General features: G+C 50.0%; 15 protein-coding genes and 1 pseudogene. 7 read left to right on the top strand and 9 right to left on the bottom strand.

Annotation, left to right across the window (positions count from 1 at the left end):
- Nucleotides 1-6: 6 nt before the first annotated feature.
- The 5 genes and pseudogenes from JWG88_RS10140 (at nucleotide 7) to JWG88_RS10120 (ending at nucleotide 3881) form a co-directional block, all read left to right on the top strand.
- Nucleotides 7-777, top strand: coding sequence for a 4Fe-4S dicluster domain-containing protein (locus tag JWG88_RS10140; RefSeq protein ID WP_205233610.1), 771 nt, complete (start codon nucleotides 7-9; stop codon nucleotides 775-777).
- A 1-nt stretch (nucleotide 778) separates the two neighbouring features.
- Entirely contained in the window at nucleotides 779-1384 is a 606-nt protein-coding gene (locus tag JWG88_RS10135) for a formate dehydrogenase subunit gamma (RefSeq protein WP_205233609.1), read from the top strand.
- A gap of 226 nt (nucleotides 1385-1610) precedes the next feature.
- Nucleotides 1611-2036 (top strand): annotated as a pseudogene (locus tag JWG88_RS10130) (DsbA family protein); the annotation flags it as partial.
- Entirely contained in the window at nucleotides 2008-3096 is a 1089-nt protein-coding gene (locus JWG88_RS10125; protein ID WP_306793086.1) for a cytochrome-c peroxidase, read from the top strand. The pseudogene JWG88_RS10130 and the gene JWG88_RS10125, both read left to right, overlap by 29 nt.
- A gap of 14 nt (nucleotides 3097-3110) precedes the next feature.
- On the top strand, nucleotides 3111-3881 hold the full coding sequence (locus JWG88_RS10120) for a formate dehydrogenase accessory protein FdhE (RefSeq protein ID WP_205233607.1): 771 nt from the start codon (nucleotides 3111-3113) through the stop codon (nucleotides 3879-3881).
- A 23-nt stretch (nucleotides 3882-3904) separates the two neighbouring features.
- On the opposite strand, the gene JWG88_RS10115 is transcribed toward JWG88_RS10120, so the two are convergent.
- From JWG88_RS10115 to JWG88_RS10105, 3 genes are all read right to left on the bottom strand, one after another.
- Nucleotides 3905-5170, bottom strand: a complete 1266-nt coding sequence (locus JWG88_RS10115) for an inorganic phosphate transporter (RefSeq protein WP_205233606.1) — start codon at nucleotides 5168-5170, stop codon at nucleotides 3905-3907.
- A gap of 15 nt (nucleotides 5171-5185) precedes the next feature.
- A complete protein-coding gene (locus tag JWG88_RS10110; protein ID WP_205233605.1) occupies nucleotides 5186-5875 on the bottom strand; it encodes a TIGR00153 family protein in 690 nt (229 codons plus the stop codon).
- Nucleotides 5876-6285: 410 nt separating this feature from the next.
- Nucleotides 6286-8367: a metallophosphoesterase gene (locus JWG88_RS10105; RefSeq protein WP_205233604.1), complete on the bottom strand. Its 2082-nt coding sequence runs from the start codon at nucleotides 8365-8367 to the stop codon at nucleotides 6286-6288.
- 417 nt (nucleotides 8368-8784) lie between these two features.
- On the opposite strand from JWG88_RS10105, the gene JWG88_RS10100 reads away from it, so the two are divergent.
- Entirely contained in the window at nucleotides 8785-9057 is a 273-nt protein-coding gene (locus tag JWG88_RS10100) for a hypothetical protein (RefSeq protein WP_205233603.1), read from the top strand.
- A gap of 111 nt (nucleotides 9058-9168) precedes the next feature.
- On the opposite strand, the gene JWG88_RS10095 is transcribed toward JWG88_RS10100, so the two are convergent.
- From JWG88_RS10095 to JWG88_RS10085, 3 genes are all read right to left on the bottom strand, one after another.
- Complete coding sequence (locus JWG88_RS10095) at nucleotides 9169-11523, bottom strand: FAD-dependent oxidoreductase (RefSeq protein ID WP_205233602.1); 2355 nt, start codon at nucleotides 11521-11523, stop codon at nucleotides 9169-9171.
- A 64-nt stretch (nucleotides 11524-11587) separates the two neighbouring features.
- A complete protein-coding gene (locus JWG88_RS10090) occupies nucleotides 11588-13228 on the bottom strand; it encodes a glutamate synthase-related protein (protein WP_205233601.1) in 1641 nt (546 codons plus the stop codon).
- A complete protein-coding gene (locus JWG88_RS10085; protein WP_205233600.1) occupies nucleotides 13186-14328 on the bottom strand; it encodes a class II glutamine amidotransferase domain-containing protein in 1143 nt (380 codons plus the stop codon). The genes JWG88_RS10090 and JWG88_RS10085 overlap by 43 nt, the downstream gene beginning before the upstream one ends.
- 280 nt (nucleotides 14329-14608) lie before the next feature.
- On the opposite strand from JWG88_RS10085, the gene JWG88_RS10080 reads away from it, so the two are divergent.
- Nucleotides 14609-14752: a hypothetical protein gene (locus tag JWG88_RS10080; RefSeq protein WP_205233599.1), complete on the top strand. Its 144-nt coding sequence runs from the start codon at nucleotides 14609-14611 to the stop codon at nucleotides 14750-14752.
- Nucleotides 14753-14806: 54 nt separating this feature from the next.
- Here the strand turns inward: JWG88_RS10080 and tatA are convergent, their stop codons facing one another.
- The 3 genes from tatA to JWG88_RS10065 all read right to left on the bottom strand — a co-directional run bounded on the left by tatA (nucleotide 14807) and on the right by JWG88_RS10065 (nucleotide 16787).
- The gene (tatA, locus tag JWG88_RS10075; RefSeq protein WP_205233598.1) at nucleotides 14807-15049 is read right to left on the bottom strand and encodes a twin-arginine translocase TatA/TatE family subunit; all 243 of its coding nucleotides are present in this window, start codon (nucleotides 15047-15049) and stop codon (nucleotides 14807-14809) included.
- Between the two features lie 37 nt (nucleotides 15050-15086).
- Nucleotides 15087-15284 (bottom strand): twin-arginine translocase TatA/TatE family subunit, encoded by a 198-nt coding sequence (locus JWG88_RS10070; protein WP_205233597.1) that lies wholly within the window; start codon nucleotides 15282-15284, stop codon nucleotides 15087-15089.
- A gap of 177 nt (nucleotides 15285-15461) precedes the next feature.
- Complete coding sequence (locus tag JWG88_RS10065) at nucleotides 15462-16787, bottom strand: amidohydrolase family protein (protein WP_205233596.1); 1326 nt, start codon at nucleotides 16785-16787, stop codon at nucleotides 15462-15464.
- Between the last annotated feature and the right edge of the window lie 130 nt (nucleotides 16788-16917).

Below are 16917 nucleotides of genomic sequence, written 5' to 3'. Positions count from 1 at the left end.
GGAAATATGGCAAATATTACGAAAAACCGCAAAGCGATTCTGGTTACTCCGGAGGCCTGCATCGGCTGCAGGGCCTGTCAGGTTGCCTGTAAATCCTGGAACCAACTGCCGGGCATCCAAACACAAAACCTGGGCACGTACCAGAACCCGCCGGATTTGGCGAGTTCTGCCTTAAACCTCATCCAGTATAGTGAGGTGCCTTCGGATAAGAATCCCGTACGTTGGCTCTTTGTCAGCAGACGATGCATGCACTGCGAGGACGCAGGATGCATGAAGATTTGTCCTGCTCCGGGGGCATTGTACAGAACGGAGGACGGTGCCGTTGCTTTTGACCGCGACAAGTGCATTGGCTGCAAGCTCTGCGTAACTGCCTGTCCATTCGATGTGCCCCGATACGATTTAGAAAACAAGGTATCAAAATGTCATCAATGCTCAGACCGGACCAGTGCAGGTATGCTGCCTTCCTGTGTAAAAACCTGTCCTACCGGCGCACTGAAATATGGTGATCGGCACGAATTGATTACCACAGCCAGAAATGAGGGTTATGGCACTATTTATGGTGAGCAGGATCTTGAAGGCCTGGGATCGATGTATGCCTTCAAGGAAGAGCCTAAACTCTACGGCATGAAGGAGAATCCAACAATCCCGAGCAGCGTAGTCTTCTGGCATACCTATTTGAAGCCACTCTCAGGGATTGGTCTATTTGGCGTCGTCGCCGCTGCGGCGATCCACTTTCTGGCCATTGGCCCCCACAAGGAAAAGGACGAGGAGGTGTAACATGGCAGAGATGGTAAGAAAATCGAGTGTCGACGAGATACTGAACCACTGGATACTCGCCGGAAGCTGCATCCTGCTGATACTCACGGGATTTGCTTTTCTGTTCCATTTAGAATCGGTCGGTGCGGTTTTCGGCGGATTTATTACAATGAAGCTGGTGCATAACTGGGGAGGAGTTGTTTTTGGCATCTCCCTTTTGTATTCCATGCGCCATTATTTGAAGGAATCTTTTGAATACGACGCCGACGATGCACGATGGTTCAAGGTGGCGGGTGGTTATCTCTCCCACAAGGTGACTGTTCCACCAATGGGCAAATACAATCCCGGCCAGAAGCTTTATTATCTGGCTATCGTGGGAGCTGGAATTGCCATCGCTCTCTCGGGGTTCGGCATCTGGTTTATGAAAGAGGATACGACTATAATGCTCTTTTCCCATCTGGTGCATAATGTGGCATTCGTCATCTTCGCTATAGCTGTTCCGGTGCATATTTATCTCGGAACAGTTGCCAATCCGGGTACCTTCAAGCTGATGGTGAGCGGCACGCTGCCGGTCAGTGAAGCAAAGAAGAGATATCCCAAATGGATGAAGGCGGTTGGGAAGATGTAATCCAGACCAAACAATCAACTTTAAGGGGATACTTCGGTATCCCCTTTTTTAATAGAATACGATGAATAAACTACTGATCTGTATATCCATCCTGCTGCTATTTGGTGTAGCACATGCTGCGGAGAAAAGGACTGAGGTTCCGATAGACGATTCTCCATCCCTTGGACCGGCTGATGCTCCGCTCACAATAATTGAATTCATTGATTTTCAATGACCACATTGTGTAGCGGCCGGTCCGACCGTCAAACAACTGATACAGACATACCCAGATCAGATTCGACTGGTTATTAAAAACTATCCCTACAAATATCGTGATTTTGCCAGAATGGCAGCTGAAGCCACACTTGCTGCCAGAGACCAGGGCAAATACTGGGAAATGCATGATATCTTAATTACCCGCTCACCCAACCTCGACCGAGCCAGCCTGATCAGTTATGCAGATGAGCTTGGGCTCGATGTTGAAAAATTTACCGATTCGATTGACAATGGAAAACATGCAGCTGAAATTGACCGTGACTTGAAGCTGGCCAAATCAATGGATCTTTATAACACTCCAACCTTCTATATCAATGGTCGGCAAGTGATTGGAGAACGTCCTTTCGAATACTTCAGCAAGATCATCGATGAGGAATTGGATCAGGCGGGAAAATAAGTTTATGAAGAGCATATGTTGGATTATCCTAGCTACAATCTTCTTTCCTTTTTGTGGGGTTGCCGGAAATCCTGGGTCACCGAAGGAGATACCCATTCCGAAAAACAATCCTCAGACCCCTGCAAAGATTGAGCTAGGCAAGAAGCTCTTCTTCGACCGCCGTTTGTCCGGTGACGGGACCATGAGCTGTGCAACATGTCATGATCCGGAAAGAAGCTTCAGCGACGAACTTGAGCTATCGCTCAACTATCCCACAACCAGGAACTGGCGGAACTCTCCTACGCTCATTGGTGTGGGATTTCAAAAGCATCTTTTTCATGACGGCCGGGCATCATCTCTTGAAGAGCAAGCTCTGTTTCCAATGATGTCGGCTTTCGAGATGAATCAAAACCTGGACTTCTTGGAAGAAGAAATTCGCTCGGTGCCGGAATATGTAGGCGAATTCTCCACAGTCTTCGGCGATGCCGATATAACCAGGAAACGTATCGCTATGGCGATCGCGTCATTTGAACGTTCCCTGATTTCGCGCGATTCTCCTCTTGACAGATTCCTTGACGGAGATAAAAATGCTCTGTCGGCGGAAGCCCTGAAGGGGTACGAAATATTTACAGGAAAAGGCAAGTGCACCCAGTGTCATAGCGGCGTCAATTTCGTTGATGATCGTTTTCATGTCCTTAATGTTGAGGAAAATCCAGAACACTCGAAAGATCCACGCATTGCGGCAACACGCCGATTTGTTGCCAAAATCTATCATTTCGAGGAGTACAGGACTCTTGCTGAAGATCCCGGCAGATACCTCATCACCAAAGATCAGAAAGACTGGAAAGCATTCAGGACGCCAACACTTAGAGAAATCGCCGGAACCGCTCCCTACATGCACAACGGTAGCTACGCAACACTGGATGAGGTAATTGAATTCTTCAACAGGGGAGGAGGCAAGGGAAATACCCTGCTGAATCCTCTGCAACTCACTGCCGCTGAAAAGAAACAGCTCCGGATTTTCCTCGAAGAAGGATTGAGCGGAGCATCTACCACCTTTATCTACCCCCAAATACCATAAGGAATAAGAGAATTATGACTATAGATATTCAGGCATTGATTGAACAACGGCCTCATCTCAAGGATCCGCTTGAGCTCTTTGCCAAATGGCAGCGTTTTCAGGATGAAGTTGACAAGCTTCTGTCCAAACCTGATTCAGCGGTGTCATCCGAAGAAGCCAAGGCATATTCCCGTGAAAGCGTCGGCCGTGTTTTTAAATTGTTTGTATCCATTTTCAATCTGCCAGGCGAACAATTAGAGCCTCTTCACAAAGTATTGGAAAAGGGCGATATAGATTTTATGCAGTTTCCGATCGACAAAATTCCGACTGTTTCCTCTCTTCCTTATAACAAAGAAGAACTGGCCGGTATCCTGTTCCTGCTGAGCAGACCCTATTTTTTGGCCCTGCGCGAGACTTTCCAACTTGATGGCAGGGAGTGGGAAGCTGGAAGATGCCCTCTCTGTTCGGCACAGGCTGCGCTGGCATCCATTGTTGAAGGGCCGCAACGGCGCCTGCACTGCTCCTTCTGTGGGACCACTGGGACATTCAAATTTATTGGCTGCCCGAACTGCGGATGTGTTGATACGGACAAACTCAGCACCATTCTTTCCGAGGATGAACCCGGTTTTCGGATTTCCACCTGTGATGAGTGCAAAAGTTATGTAAAGGTCATGGAGCACCCTATAATCAAGGAAATGTCAATAGACCTTGCGGATATGGTTAGCCTCCCGCTCGATATCGTCGCTCAGGGCAAGGGATATGCTCGTATGGCGCCAAACCCGATTAGCCTAAAGAAGATGGAGTAAGCTTAGGTTGCCCATTGCAGTAATTACCCGAAAATTCCCTTCAAAGTAAAAAAGAATATCATGGCCATGACGGCTCCGGCCGGCAGGGTGACCAGCCAGGAGAGGATGATGTTGCCGATGACGCGTAAATCCAGGGCGCCTATGCCTCGGGCAAGTCCGACGCCGAGGACCGCTCCAACCAGGATATGCGTCGTCGAAACCGGGAGACCTGTTCTGGATGCCAGCACTACGGTTGTCGCTGCCGCCAGTTCAGCACAAAAACCGCGGGAGGGCGTCAGTTCGGTAATTCTTTTACCTACTGTCAGCATGACACGATATCCCAGGGTGACAAGGCCCAGCACGATTCCGCTGCCGCCCAGAATAAGAATCCACAGGGGCAATTCCGAACTCTGCATCACTTCTCCACCAGAGCTGATAATGCTTACCACCGCGGCAAGAGGACCGATGCCGTTGGCAACGTCATTGGAACCATGGGCAAAGGCCATGGCGCAGGCGGTAAAGAGCATCATCGGGGTAAAGACCTTTTCCACGCTGGTGTAATGAAATTCTCTGTTTTCATTGGGAATATCTTGGATATTTCTGACAAAATACCAGCCGATAGCGGCGGTCAGCAGCCCTATGAGAGCGGCAAAGGCAAAGCTTTCCGGACCGCTGAGTTCAATGTTGAGATGCTTCAGCCCCTTGAAGAGAGTGACAAGCGATATGATAAAGCCCACTATAAAAATATAAAACGGTGCGTATCTTTTGGCATTTTTCAGCGGATTATCCGTATCGAGGATGAGTTTTCTGGTGCTCATGACCAGAAGGAAAGAGATGGTGCCGCCTATGGCCGGTGATATGATCCAGCTGGCGACTATCTTCATGACTTTATCCCACTTTACCGACTCAGGCCCGATACCGACGATGGCAAAACCTATCAATGCGCCGATGATTGAATGAGTCGTTGAAACCGGCCATCCTTTTGTCGAGGCGATCATCAGCCAGAAGGCGGCGGCAAGAAGAGAGGCCAGCATGCCGTAAACCAGAATTTCCGGATTATCGATGATACCGGCGGGATCAATTATGCCTTTGCGTATTGTCGAGGTAACATGGCCTCCGGCGATGACGGCCCCAAGAAATTCAAAGACAATAGCGATGAAAATAGCCTGCTTGACCGTGACTGCCCCGGCACCTACCGAGGTTCCCATGGCGTTGGCGAGATCATTGGCCCCGATCCCCCATGTCATATACAGTCCGAAAATAATGGCAAGGGCCATTAAGATGGTTCCATAAGTCGTCAAAATATCCACGTCGATCTCCTCGTACTATCTGGACAGAAAGAGTAACAGTCTATCCGCCATGTTTTCCGCCTGATCGGATATGTTGCTCAACAGTTCAATAATTTTATACCAGAACATGACATCAACGGGATTCAATTCGCTTTCTATTGCAAACAGTTCCTGACGTGTCCGGTTGAGCACACCGTCGATATTGTGTTCGCTTTTGCGAACCCCGGCAATAATTTTGCTTACCTTCTCTATCTCCCGGCCGCCACCGAAACCAACCTCGACCAGTTCGTCGAGTTCTTCGATCATCTTTCTGGCCTCACCGCTGACTTCTATTGTGCCTTCCAACAATTCGTCAATATATGGTTTGAGTGTGTGGGGGACCTCCATGTCGCGATAGGTAAGTATTTTTCCGATGTTTTCGCATATGTCTGCCAGACTGTCCTGATCTGCAATCAAATTAAGGAGATCTTCCCTGTCGACGGGAAGAAGCAGGGTCTTGGGCATATTGAGTCTGAATCTGCTTTTGATCTTGTCAGCTTCGGTCTCCAGGTTGCGGATCTGTTCCGCGTGTTCCAGCACCTTCTCACGGTCCTGATCAAAAAGGGCTTCAAACAGGGGTGGTAATGAACATATGCAGACAAACACGGCGCGCATATGTTCCTGAATCGGCTTAAACGGAGACTTACGTAATAAACGTGAAAGAGGACTTGTTGATCGGAACGGCATTGTCGTTAACCTCTCGAAATGTTGTGGCCGCCTAATGTCAATCGACCGGTTTTGACGGCCAAAGTTTTGCCGGACTGTAGAACATCCTGAGAGGAAATCAAACAAAAAATGGCCGACGGATGTGTGGTTGAGCAAAAAAAGCAGCAATATTGTTATTGGAAAAAAACTCCAGCTGAGCCTGATAAGTGCTTTGGCATTGGAGGCTATTTCACAGATGTATAAAAATTCTGTAAGGTACATATAAGTTGCATTGACTATTCTGTCAGCTGAAAAACGCTGATAGAGTATAAAGCACGTTGATAGCCTCGTAAAAAGCCCGATTTCCTGTGTTGTATATCGAACTTTTTTATCCAGCCTTCTCAGCGACTCATGGAGACCTCCTGCGAGGTTATCAAAGTCTGAAATTCAAGTTACTGGATTTTATCGATAAGTTTGCAGAGAGGTTCCGCCGGAAAGGCCAAGGGGATAATCCGGTTTTTTTCAATGAGCAATGCCATGGCTCCCTCCTGATGCCCGCTGTAGATGATATGATGTCCCTTAATATTACTTACGTCCCTCCAGAAGCTGCCAAAGGGATCCAGTGGTGTGTGGCCGACGATGACCGGGCTGCCTTTTGGTAATCCCAGGTTTTTTCTGAAACGTTTAACATGCTTCTTCTTATACCCGTTGAGATAGTGTTGACGCTGCACCCTGCTGGTTGTAATTTCTTTGATAATCTGGGGATATTCGTCAATATTGATAAGCTGCTCGAGGGAGGCCTTGCTTATCGGCGGTGCCGCATGGCAGGAGACGAAGGTGCTGTTTTTGACGATATACGGCAGGGTATGGTAGAGATTATCCATTGCCTGAGCATAATCCGGTCCGCGGAGTTCGGTGAGTCTCTTTTGCATCAGAGCGCCTTGGGGAATACCATTCTTACTCAGTTCAGGAGCGAAGCTGTCATGATTACCGCGCAGATAGAAAAAATTGTCCGGAAACGATTTCTTGAGAGTCAGGATAAGATCCATCATCAGAATCGAACTGTCAAAGTCGTCCATTTCATTGACGATTTCCGAATGCACAGCATCTCCTAGAATTATGAGACATGCTGTGTTGGCGGAGAGACATTCGATCAGGTAGTTTTCCGAGAGAATTTTGAGCAGATTATCTACCTGAGCGTGCAGGTCGCCAACGATGATGGGAGTCAGGAAGTCCGGCAGGACTATGATGCCTCCCGCCTTATTGTTTCTGTTTTTGAGCGCATAGGTATCATTAGCAATTATCCTGGTTACGTCATTTAACAGTCTGATCGCCTTGTATTTGCCGAGAATCTTGACGGGACCTCCATAGACTTGCTTGATGGATAAAAGCGCCTCATGTCGGTAAGTCTCCACTTTTTCACGGTTATCCTGTTCATCCGAACGCATGATGCTCACTTTAGCGTCGGGATCAAGAGGGGTCAGGATAAGATCGCCATTTCTGTTGGTAACCTGAATGTGTCGTTGAGCGACGGTGTTATCCAGATCGAACAGATCGGTATAGAGAGTATTCTCCCTGCCTATTATCACCGAATCTCCCACACAGAGCCTGGCAAATCCGAGGATGTTCTTGATACAGCAGGATAAGGGTGAAAAAATCAGCCAGTTTTTCTTGATATGCTTCTTTTTCACGCCAAGAGGAACTTCCGGATGGAAGTGGAGGAGTTGTTTGCCAAGTCGCAATTCGAAGGTCTTGCCGTCATGGGCGATCCTGCTTGGCGAAGTGATTTCCTGCGGTGCCCTGGAAACGTTTAGCCAGTTGATCGCTTTTCTTTTGAGAAAGAGGTTTTTCCAGCTGCCCTGAATTGCGATCACTCCTGCTCTCTCGTTCTTAGGGAGCAGCCATGAAGGGATGCCGGCTTCACCTTTTTCAACAATTCTCATTGGCGGGGAGTTGATGTCCTCTCGAACATACACCTGCATTTTAGCGCGGTGCAGGTACAGAGCCACTTCACGATAGACTTCCGCCTGATTGATTACCATTTGTAGAGAAAGGTCGTCATCAACTGGAAAATAGCCTTCCTTGTGCCGTTCCTTTCTGCGCTCATAGACGGTCCTGGGATCGGGGATGATAAATTCAAACACATATCTGTGCTTCCAGTCCGTAGTGAGAAATGAATCTCCGGCAGGCGGAATTCGAATGCGGTCACATTCCAGAATAAAGGGTGGTGAGGCTTCAAGCCATTCCTTGTCGAAAACAGTAAGCGCCTCAGCCACTCCCTTAAAGGGAAGCCCCAGATGAACCTCTCGAGGACGGTAGATAAGACTCTGGTTTTTCCACCATTTTTTTACGGTTAAATCGAGATAGCCTTCATTGGGCCATCCTCCGATTTGATTTATATAATAGGTTTTGCCCGCACCCGGTGGGCCGGTGACAATTAACTGCAGAAACTCCAGGCCGACAGGGACGAGAACCCCGCGGATTTTTTGAGTCTGGTCTATGGGTTGAAGTAGTTTTTTAAGAATATTGCTCATCGGCGTCTCAAGAATGTGAATATCCTGCTCGGTTGTAGTTGAGGATGCAGTTCAGCTGAGTTAAAGCATATCGATCACTTTCTTTACCTTGCCCGTAAACATCATGATATGCAATAGAAATTCCGATTAAAAACTTCAATCTATGATGCTGTACACGTGAAACTCGATTTGCCATACCACAGGTACCGTCAAATCGCCGTTTCAGATATTACGCCCGGTGTATCGAGCCTTCCCGGGGCACTGCGCTCATCACAGAGTTATTCCGGCAACTTCGATCACGTTGATTTTTCATAAGATTTTTTAATTTCAGTATATTGCTCATCCTTGGCTGGATGCGGAACCCATCAATTATTGAAATATCAATGTTGATATTGTATGTTCAGTGAAGGTTATCGAACTTTGCAGGAGCAACTTGAAATGGAAATAATCATTGGCTCAATGCCCCCTCTTGGACCTCAAGGTGAAAAAACACCGGTCACCAGAAAGGGAGTGGTGGAAGCTCGAGTGTTACACGTGAGGCCGCCAAGGAGAGGTATCGCGGGCCCTTCAGGGGCTGAGAGGCGCGGGAAAGCTACACGTGATCCTGTCAAAGGAAGAGTATTGACGTTGATGGTAATGGATGCGGATTTGCTGCCCAAAGATATAGACCAGGCTGATTATGGAGTGTCTCTGCGTTTCCATCGCCTCTAATATGTCGATGTCACACCGGGGACACCCGCCGATGGAGTACCGGTGATGTGGGCATCATCACCGGCTCAATGTTGATGGCGTCGTAAAAAGCAGTCCTTCCTCCTGATCCGATCAGTAGGAATTCATTGTCCAGATACCGCAGGGACAGGTATCGGCGCAAAAACCGCAGGCGATGCATTTGTCATCATCGGAGACATATTCGTAGTTTGCCTTGATGAGGGCCCCCGCCGCCATCGCCGGTTCGATCTCCCTTCTGCTGATAGCTCCGGTCGGGCAGATAGTTTCACAGAGATGACAATCCCGGCAGGAAGCACAGGAAAGACAACGTTTAGCCTGATTTTCTTCGCTGCCGTCCGCTGTTTCCGGAACATAATGGGTGATGGTAAGGGCCTGCTGGGGAATGACCTCCCTGGTAAAAGGCTGCCAGGGCAGTCCCTTGAGTTGTGCCATGATGAATTCCGCCGCGGTCTTACCGGCTCCAAGAGCATTGGTGGCGAGCCCGGGGCGCTCTACATCGCCGATGGCCAGAACCTTGGGATCAGCGGTAAGATGAGCTTTGTCGGTCTTGATCCAGGTGGCCCCGCCGACACTTACGGTTTCCACCGATTCGGGAAGGAAGGGAAGTGCGGGGACATCTCCAATAGAGATAATGACCGTTTGCGCCGGTATGCATGTACCATCATTGGTGACAAGACCCTGGTCGGTTACCTCTGCGGTTTTGACCGGCCAGAGAAACTGAGCTCCGTGACGTTCGGCTGCCTCCTTCTCGGCGCCGAATGCCAGCGGTTTCTGGATGTCGACCAGAGTAACCTTTTCAGCCCCGAGGCGATATGCTTCGCAGGCGACATCGCAGCCGACATTTCCCGCGCCGATAACGACAACCTCCCGGCCTATCTTTGTTGCCGCGTCGCCTTTTGCTGATTTAAGAAAATCCAGGGCGGGAATGACCCTGTCGCTTCCGGGAAACTGCAGCCGCCTGGGGTTGTGAGTGCCCACCGCGATAATGACATAGTCAAACTCATCTCGCAATCTTGTAAAACCTTCCTTGTCCATGTCCACGCCGAAATGTGCATGAAGGTTCGGAGTCTCCAGGAAACGGTGTATCTCCTCGTCCCAGATTGCCTGGGATAAGCGTTCCCAGGGGACGACCTGGGCAAGTTTGCCGCCGAGTTTATCGTCTTTTTCAAAGATATGGACCTCAACCCCGCCAAGGGCAAGCTGCCATGCAGCATTCATCCCACCGGGACCGCCGCCGATAACGGCCACTTTCCTGCCGATCGGTTCGGCAGCTGCCGGAGCTTTATGGTTGCTGACAGCACGGCCCAGGACCTGCATCTCTATGGACTGGTCGACACCACGACGGGAACAGTTTTCCATACAGAGGTTGGGACAGATGGCTCCGCAGACCGAACCGGGCAGCGGCGTATAACGCAGAACCATGTCGTAGGCCTCGTCGATGCGGCCCTCGCGGATCAGACGCAGGCGGTCGACCGTGGGGATGTGAATAGGGCAATAGTATGTACACGGGGCGGCATGTTCACAGTTGGCCCAGTAGGGTTTGAATCTGCGCAATTCGCCGGAGACGATGGCATCCACGGGGCTTCTGTCAAGACCGGGAGAGAGATCGCGCAGGGGATCGCCGCCGCCGAAGGCGTTGTTCCAGAATTCATTGCGAAACTGCGCCATCGGCATCGGCCCGGAAAACATCAGGGCCCTTTCCTGAGGTGAAATGGCAACGAGAACCTGCCATTCTTCACGGTTGCCGAGTTCCGTCAGCAATTCTGCCCTGTCTATTTTATCGAGAAAGGAAGGGATCCTGTCGTTCAACCATTGCCACTGGTCATCGTCGAGCGGTTGCCGTCTGGCATTGGTTTTGGAAAAGGAATCATCAATTTTGCCGCGAAAATAGATCATGCCGCCGACCATCCCCACACATGGTCGATAGCCAAGGATGTTATCCGGATTTTTCGCTTCAATCCCGCAGACAACAGCGATGCCGCCGCAGTTGAATTCCGCGAAGGAGTCACCGGTTGAACCCAGAACCCAGAGTTCCGGACGGTCATGATCAGGATTCCACTTGGTCATGGTGAGTCCGCGGGCTCCAATGGACCCCCCAATACTGACCTTACCGTTGGCCATGGCGTTGCAGACGCCGTTGGTTGCATTGCCCTTGACAATAATTTCCGCACCGATATTGAGGAAGCCCACATCATCGGATGCCGCACCCTCGCAAGTTATCGTCGTTCCAGGCATGCCCATGCAGCCGAGCCGCTGACCGGCCGGACCGTTGAGGCGTATGTTGAGTCCTTCCTCCTTTTCCAGACGGATGCCGATATTATGCTGACCATAGGACTCCAGGACAAGATCGGAGGTCTCCTGTGCAGCCTGGCGCACAAGTTTCTCAAATTCCATTGAACTAATACGCTGCCCCTGGGTGTCGAGGCCTTTAATGACGGTCGCAGTCACTGATAACTCCTTATATCATCCGGCGAAACGAGGTCCGCGAGGTGGTTTTCATAAACACATTCGTTTAACAGACATATTTGATTTGCAGAAGATCGGCAGCCGCCTTGTCATTGATGCCGATGGCATCGGACATCCCCACCGGCAGGCTCTGCGATCTGCCCAGTGGGGCCATGATCTTTTTGCTCTCTGTCTGAATTGACATGAACATATCGACAACCCTCTGAGCAACAAGATCGGGATCGAGCCTGCGGTATAATTTGGGATTCTGGCTGGTGATACCCTTAGGGCAGATGCCGAGGTTGCAGACATTACAGCGGTCTTTCTCATTGCCAAGACAGCCAGCGGCGGCCTGCATCACGTATTTACCGATATGAACTCCCGAGGCGCCCAGCATGATCAGCGCCATGCCGTTCTGGGTGACATTGCCGTTCTTGCCGATTCCTCCTGCTGCGAAAATAGGTATTTCGTTCTGTTTACCCTGTTTGACAAGATCGAGATAGCACTCCCGGACATTGGAGGCGATCGGGTGTCCGGTGGCATTCATGGAAACATCATATGCTGCGCCGGTTCCACCGTCGATGCCGTCGATCATCAGTCCGGCGGCGTAGGGATTACGCACCAGATTGTTGAGCACTGATTTGGCTGAGGTGGAGGCGGATATTTTGGGATAGACGGGTACTTTATGGCCAAAGGCGGTGGAGAGACTCTGCATCATTTTCATGACACTTTCCTCAATGGAATACAACGTCTGGTGGACCGGAGGAGAAGGCAAGTCGACTCCCTCCGGTACTCCGCGCAGTTTGGCGATCAACTTGGAAACCTTGAACCACATGAGCAGACCGCCGTCGCCGGGTTTGGCACCCTGACCGTATTTGATTTCAATAGCGGCCGGATCACACTGCATTTCAGGAATAGCCCGAATAATTTCATCCCAGCCGAAATAGCCGGAAGCTATCTGCAGAATGATGTATTTAAGATAGGGGCTCCTCAAAACCCACGGAGGACAGCCGCCCTCACCGGTGCACATAACCACCGGAATGCCGAGCACCTCATTGCAGTAGGCCACACCCTGCAGGAGACCAAGCCACATATTGGGCGAGAGTGCGCCGAACGACATCGAGCCGATAACAAAGGGAAAGATCTCCCGGGTCGGCGGAATCCAGCCCCCGTTCAGGCTTCTCTCCAGAAAATCTTCCGGCGCCAGTACTCTTCCCAGGGAGGTGGTTATGTTAAACTCATGGCGGCCGGCATCCAGTGCCGGATCGGTGAGCATCGAGATGCGGTCGAACATGATGCGGTCCAGCAGGGTGGGGCCGCTGACATTTCTCCTTCCCCCTCGTTTATGGGGCTCGCCCTTCTGGTTGCGGAAAAAGACCGTGCGGTTTTCATTGCTGTTCGGCATCGGCGAGATGGCCTCGTTGGGGCAGACCATTTCACACATGGCACAGCCGATACAGGCATGTTCCAGATCGGTTTTCTGACGAATGCCGGTAAAGGTGCGGTAGCCGGTTTCTCGCTTAGTTGCGAATACATCGAGCTTAGGCATTCGCTGCCTGCGATGGGCCAGATAAATTGAGCCTTTCGGGCAAACCGCGGTACAGCGCCCGCAAAGGGTACACCTGTCCTCGCGATGGCTGATAATCCAGGTGAGGTCGCTATAGGTTAAGCTGCCTGGGGCAACGGATACGGATCGAGCTGAGACCATATTGTCAGTTCCTTTCTATCAGGTGGAATTAATACTGTATGTTCGCGCATCGGCTGAAAATCGAGGAAGGGATCACGATCCGGTACCAGAGCGTCGACGCCGCACATCTCCGAGGCAATCGCCCATTCTCCGGGGCGTCCCCCCACCGTGGCCGGCCTCAGCTTTTTCTGATCCATGACCAGGAGGCAGGTTTCATCGGCGAGGGTGCCGATGACGGCATTTGGTCCATCTATGATCAATCGTTTACAGACATTGCGGAGACCGCGCAGGAAATCTCCCTGTGGATGATTTTCCAACTCTCTGTTGCTCAGCGGGGTAATTATATGTTTATAGGCCTGCAGGGGCAATTTCAGCTCTTTCAGCGTGTAATGCAGAATATGGGCGAAAACCTCTGAATCGCTCTGGTATCCCATATAACCGGGAAGATTTCGTCCCAGCAGCCAATCACGAATGGGGACGAAGGCGGTGTTTTCACCATTGGTCATGGTGGCTATGCCCTGGATAAAGAAGGGATGACAGGCATAGAGGTTAATGCCATAATTGGTGTTCTGCCGCCCCTGGGCCATACAGACACGTGATTTGATCTGGCCGTCATGGAGGCGGAGTGCATCGCCGATCTGCATTGGCCAGCCCACTTCCTTGATCGTGGCGACGTCGGGATAGAAGGAAAATACCGAGAGGTCCCCTCCATGTTCCTCACCGATCCGGCGAAGGGCGATGCGGGCACGAAGCAGTTCCGCTTCCCGGACCTCCTGTGATTCTTCTTTAAAACCTTCAGGCATTCTGTAGGCTCTGAGAAAATAGCGATAGCGGTCATTGGAATCGATTATGCCGGTCTGCATGGCAAAGCGATGATCGTATTTCAGTTCATAACCGTTGGCGTCCATATATTCATCAAGCCGGTATTCCGCCTTTTTGGAGTGGGCAATGCCTGATAATATCGGAAATCTAGGGTTATATTTGAAATCTTCAAACTCCAGTCCGCGCAGCAAAAGGCCAAGTCCCGAGCCGTCGTAGCCTTCCTGCATGGCCTCCATGGCTGTCAGAACCGAATACGGCGAAAATGGTTCATTGGCGGATTTTAAGGCTAAACGACACATTTTTTCTCCTGATAATAGTGAAAGAACTGCCGAGGGCAGAGCATAGTTGCGGCAGAATAAAAACCGGAGGGGTACTTCTGGCCTAATGATAAAAAACTACAGATATAAAAGCTACAGAATAAAAGCTACGGTGCTAAGTCTACTTTAAGACGAACTTGCATTACTAGCATGAAAAAAACAGGAAGTCAATATTCTTATATTTATGCTGATTAAACAAATAGTTAGCTCGCCGTTGCGTGTCGTTGAGAATGTAAGGCTGCGGAAATTAAGGAATGCGGAAATGATTGAAAATGAAGCGAGGGGAGAAGGCTTGAAGGACAGCGGCCAAAAAGCCTACCGTGCGGCTGGCCGTGGACCTGCACAAGAAGAATTTGTCTGCTGGTTTTATGGCCCACCGATATCAGCAGGGGGATATGGGGAATAGTGTAAAGGTAACTAGGGGATGAAAGGAGGTACCTCTTCCAAGCCCCTGTGTAATCTAACTAACCTTGCCGATATTTTTAACCTGGTCAATCGTTTCTTTTACTTCAGCTACTTCCTTGACGCCCGGGATGCCGTCGACTATTTCTTTTCCGCCATCTTCAACCTCACTTATACCTTTTTTGAAGGAAGAGATTGCCTTTCCCAGGCCTGATCCGATTTCCGGTAATTTTTTTCCGCCGAAAATAAGGAAGGCTATTCCCAAAATCACCACCAACTCGGGGGTTCCCAATCCGAACATTTCAACCTCCTGCGCATAAATTTTTCATAATCGAAAATCAGGCAGATGAATCTTTTTTATCATCTTCCTCATCGATTTTTTTTGCTGATTTCTCTTCCTGCTGTTTTGTGGCTTCCTTAAAATTCTTGATACCTTTACCGATACCGGAACCAATTTCCGGGAGTTTGCCGGCACCGAAAATTATTACAATAATAACCAGAATCACTATGAGTTCCGGCATTCCAAGTCCAAACATAATAGTACCTCAAAATAGATTTAGCCGCAGGAGAAGGTTGTCAGCCCGTGCGGCAGCCGTTCAGTCTTCAGAGAGCTTGATTTTAGAGCAGTCCGCGCAGAAAGTCAAGGCTGACTGAATTGACAGAGAAGGATAAGTCGCATTGTTAAAGTCGATAATATCGTCGCGTCGTTCCTTCTACTTTGGCAAACCAAGAATCTTCTCTGCCATACCGTTCATTTCAGCGATGACTTTTTCCAGATCGATGGTGAGGAGATCCCTGTTTTTCATCAGTTGCCTGCCATTGACGAATGAGTGAATGACATCGGCACCGCGAGCCACGTAGGTGAGATGCGAGGGGATGTTGTAGAGCGGTGTCAAGTGGGGCTGGTCAAGGTCAAGGACGATGAAATCTGCTTTTTTCCCCACTTCCAGAGAACCGATGCGCTTTTCAACTCCGAGGGCGCGAGCTCCGTTTATGGTAGCCGCTTTCAAGGTATCTTCGGCATTCATCACTGTTGGATCCATGCGGGCGATTTTATGTAACTTGGCGGCGCTGTTCATTTCGCTGAACATATCGACGTCATTATTGCTGGCACCGCCATCGGTGCCGAGACAGACAGTGATGCCACACTCAAGCATATCGACGACAGGGGCGATGCCGGAAGCGAGCTTCATATTTGATTCGACGCAATGAACAACCTTCACCTCATGTTTTTTGAGGATATCGATGTCTCTTGCGGAGACCTTGACGCAATGACAGGCCAGTGTCGCAGAGCCCAGCAGGCCGAGAGTTTCGAGATGTTCAACAGGAGTAACACCATAGCGTTCCATACAGGTCGTCACCTCGGCCTGGTTTTCAGAGAGATGGATGACATAGAGACTGTGGTAATCGGTGGCTACAGAACCCAGTCTGGTGAGCAGGTCGGGCGAGCAGGTATACACACTGTGCGGATCCGTGGTGACGGTAATTAGCGGGTTATTTCGGTATTCCCCGAAAAGATCGGCAAGGTAAGCGATACCGTTATCAGGTTCACCGTAGCAGGGGGATGGAAAATCGTAGAGGACTTCTCCAATCCAGCCTCGGATTCCGCAATTTTCAGCGGCACGCGCCACCTCTTTTGAAAAAAGATACATGTCGCAAAAGCTGGTGGTGCCGGATCTGATCATCTCGGCAATGGAAAGCAGAGTTGATTGATAGACCATCTCCGGGGTCAGTTGGGCCTCGATGGGAAAGATGTGTTTCTCAAGCCAGGTCATCAGCGGAAGGTCATCGGCCAGACCGCGAAAGCAGGACATTGCCCCATGGGTATGCCCGTTGATTAATCCAGGCATGATAAGTCCATGTTCTTCATGAATGATTTCAACACGGGGAAAAGCATCCATCAGTGAAGCCGCTGTATCGACCGCGGCAATGGTATCACCCTGAACGGCGATTCCCCCATCTTTTATGACACTGTGCTGCGTATTCGTGGGAAGAAGATACTTTCCTGTGAAAATGTAGTCGGGATTTTTTAGCATCATGTAGTACCTGAAAGAAAATGCCTGACCTAGCTGAGCTGGACTGTTTATGGTAATTGCTTTGGCTGTAGGGGTCGGTTCACGGATTTTTACTTATCTTTCGTTTTTCTGCTCATAAGGGCTGTTTGTAAGG

The organism is Desulfopila inferna, assembly GCF_016919005.1.
GTDB classification, from domain to species: domain Bacteria; phylum Desulfobacterota; class Desulfobulbia; order Desulfobulbales; family Desulfocapsaceae; genus Desulfopila_A; species Desulfopila_A inferna.
The sequence above is the reverse complement of the archived record's forward strand: the minus strand, read 5'-3'. Positions and strand labels throughout refer to the sequence as shown.

What these genes read in the sequence shown, in the direction of transcription:
- JWG88_RS10080 (WP_205233599.1), top strand. Translation starts at nt 14,609, where the DNA reads ATGATTGAAAATGAAGCGAGGGGAGAAGGCTTGAAGGACAGCGGCCAA.
- JWG88_RS10135 (WP_205233609.1), top strand. Translation starts at nt 779, where the DNA reads ATGGCAGAGATGGTAAGAAAATCGAGTGTCGACGAGATACTGAACCAC.
- JWG88_RS10070 (WP_205233597.1), bottom strand. Translation starts at nt 15,284, where the DNA reads ATGTTTGGACTTGGAATGCCGGAACTCATAGTGATTCTGGTTATTATT.
- JWG88_RS10140 (WP_205233610.1), top strand. Translation starts at nt 7, where the DNA reads ATGGCAAATATTACGAAAAACCGCAAAGCGATTCTGGTTACTCCGGAG.
- JWG88_RS10125 (WP_306793086.1), top strand. Translation starts at nt 2,008, where the DNA reads ATGAGGAATTGGATCAGGCGGGAAAATAAGTTTATGAAGAGCATATGT.
- JWG88_RS10100 (WP_205233603.1), top strand. Translation starts at nt 8,785, where the DNA reads ATGGAAATAATCATTGGCTCAATGCCCCCTCTTGGACCTCAAGGTGAA.
- JWG88_RS10105 (WP_205233604.1), bottom strand. Translation starts at nt 8,367, where the DNA reads ATGAGCAATATTCTTAAAAAACTACTTCAACCCATAGACCAGACTCAA.
- JWG88_RS10120 (WP_205233607.1), top strand. Translation starts at nt 3,111, where the DNA reads ATGACTATAGATATTCAGGCATTGATTGAACAACGGCCTCATCTCAAG.
- JWG88_RS10085 (WP_205233600.1), bottom strand. Translation starts at nt 14,328, where the DNA reads ATGTGTCGTTTAGCCTTAAAATCCGCCAATGAACCATTTTCGCCGTAT.
- tatA (WP_205233598.1), bottom strand. Translation starts at nt 15,049, where the DNA reads ATGTTCGGATTGGGAACCCCCGAGTTGGTGGTGATTTTGGGAATAGCC.
- JWG88_RS10065 (WP_205233596.1), bottom strand. Translation starts at nt 16,787, where the DNA reads ATGATGCTAAAAAATCCCGACTACATTTTCACAGGAAAGTATCTTCTT.
- JWG88_RS10090 (WP_205233601.1), bottom strand. Translation starts at nt 13,228, where the DNA reads ATGGTCTCAGCTCGATCCGTATCCGTTGCCCCAGGCAGCTTAACCTAT.
- JWG88_RS10110 (WP_205233605.1), bottom strand. Translation starts at nt 5,875, where the DNA reads ATGCCGTTCCGATCAACAAGTCCTCTTTCACGTTTATTACGTAAGTCT.